General features: G+C 56.4%; 1 protein-coding gene. It reads left to right on the forward strand.

Annotated elements, in window-relative coordinates; genetic code table 11:
* The first annotated feature begins 48 nt into the window (after positions 1–48).
* Positions 49–1,446 (forward strand): IS30 family transposase, encoded by a 1,398-nt coding sequence (locus NCT03_RS33565; protein WP_250470260.1) that lies wholly within the window; start codon positions 49–51, stop codon positions 1,444–1,446.
* Positions 1,447–1,453: the final 7 nt, after the last annotated feature.

Below are 1,453 nucleotides of genomic sequence, written 5' to 3' on the forward strand. Positions count from 1 at the left end.
GGCGGATTCAACCGGTCGTCGCAACACCTTCAATCGAGGAAGTGTTGCATGGTGCGAAGTGCAAAGCAGGTATATCGGTTGACCGGTCGAGCAGCGATGTACTCGCCGGGCGCGCCATCGCTTGGAAATGAGATCGAGCGTCGCTTTTGGCAACAGATCGCGACTGGCATTACAAGCGAGAAGGCAGCGCAGGCGGTAGGTGCATCTCAAGCGGTGGGCTCGCGCTGGTTTCGCTATCGTGGCGGCATGCCACTATTCATGTCCAAATCAATCGTTGGTCGATACTTGTCGTTCCCTGAGCGAGAAGAGATAGCCTTGCTCTCCGTGCAAGGACTTGGAGTGCGCGAGATCGCTCGACGTATCGGACGCAGTCCGTCAACCGTCTCGCGAGAACTGATGCGCAATGCTGCGACTCGAGGTGGATGTCTCGAGTATCGTGCATCGGTGGCGCAGTGGAAGGCAGAACGGTTCGCTAAACGACCCAAGCCCGCGAAACTGGCGACTAATGTAGAACTGCGTCAATATGTACAGGAGCGCTTGGAGGGCAAGGTACATGACGCTGACGGTCGTAAAATTGACGGGCCTAGGCAGAGGCCGTTTAATGGGCGAAATAAACCGCATCGCGGGGACCGAAAGTGGGTCAATGGTTGGTCACCTGAACAAATTGCCCATCGATTGCAAGTAGATTTCCCGGATGATAAATCGATGCGCATTTCCCACGAAGCCATTTATCAAGCGCTTTATATTCAAGGGCGCGGCGCACTCAAGCGCGAGCTGGTTGGCTGCCTGCGCACCGGGCGCGCGTTGCGCGTTCCTCGAGCGAGGGCGCGTGCCAAAGCGTGGGCGCACGTCAGCGAGGAGGTCATGATTTCCAGTCGGCCTGCAGAGGCGGAAGATCGTGCAGTGCCGGGCCATTGGGAAGGCGACCTCCTCATTGGCTTGAATCGGTCCGCCATCGGTACGCTGGTAGAAAGATCAAGCCGTTTCACGATGCTCGTGCATTTACCTCGAGAAAAAGGCTACGGGTTGATTCCGCGCACAAAGAACGGGCCTGCGCTAGCCGGCTATGGGGCCGTCACGATGGCCAACGCACTCAAGAGGACTGTGACTGACTTGCCTGCTGAGTTGTGGCGATCATTAACCTGGGATCGGGGAAAGGAGCTATCCGATCACGCCCGTTTCACCATCGAGTCCGGCGTGAAGGTATTCTTCGCTGATCCGCAAAGCCCATGGCAGCGCGGTACGAATGAGAACACGAATGGCCTTTTGCGACAGTACTTTCCAAAAGGCACAGACCTGTCCCGGTGGAGTGCTCGCGAAATCCAAGCTGTTGCTAATACGTTGAACTCAAGGCCGCGAAAAACTCTTGGATGGAAGACGCCTGCAGAAGCTCTGGACGAATACCTAAAATCTGTTCAACAATCCAGTGTTGCGACGACCGGTTGAATCCGCC

This window comes from Caballeronia sp. GAWG1-1 (assembly GCF_023631465.1).
Taxonomy (GTDB): domain Bacteria; phylum Pseudomonadota; class Gammaproteobacteria; order Burkholderiales; family Burkholderiaceae; genus Caballeronia.

What these genes read in the sequence shown, in the direction of transcription:
- NCT03_RS33565 (WP_250470260.1), top strand. Translation starts at nt 49, where the DNA reads ATGGTGCGAAGTGCAAAGCAGGTATATCGGTTGACCGGTCGAGCAGCG.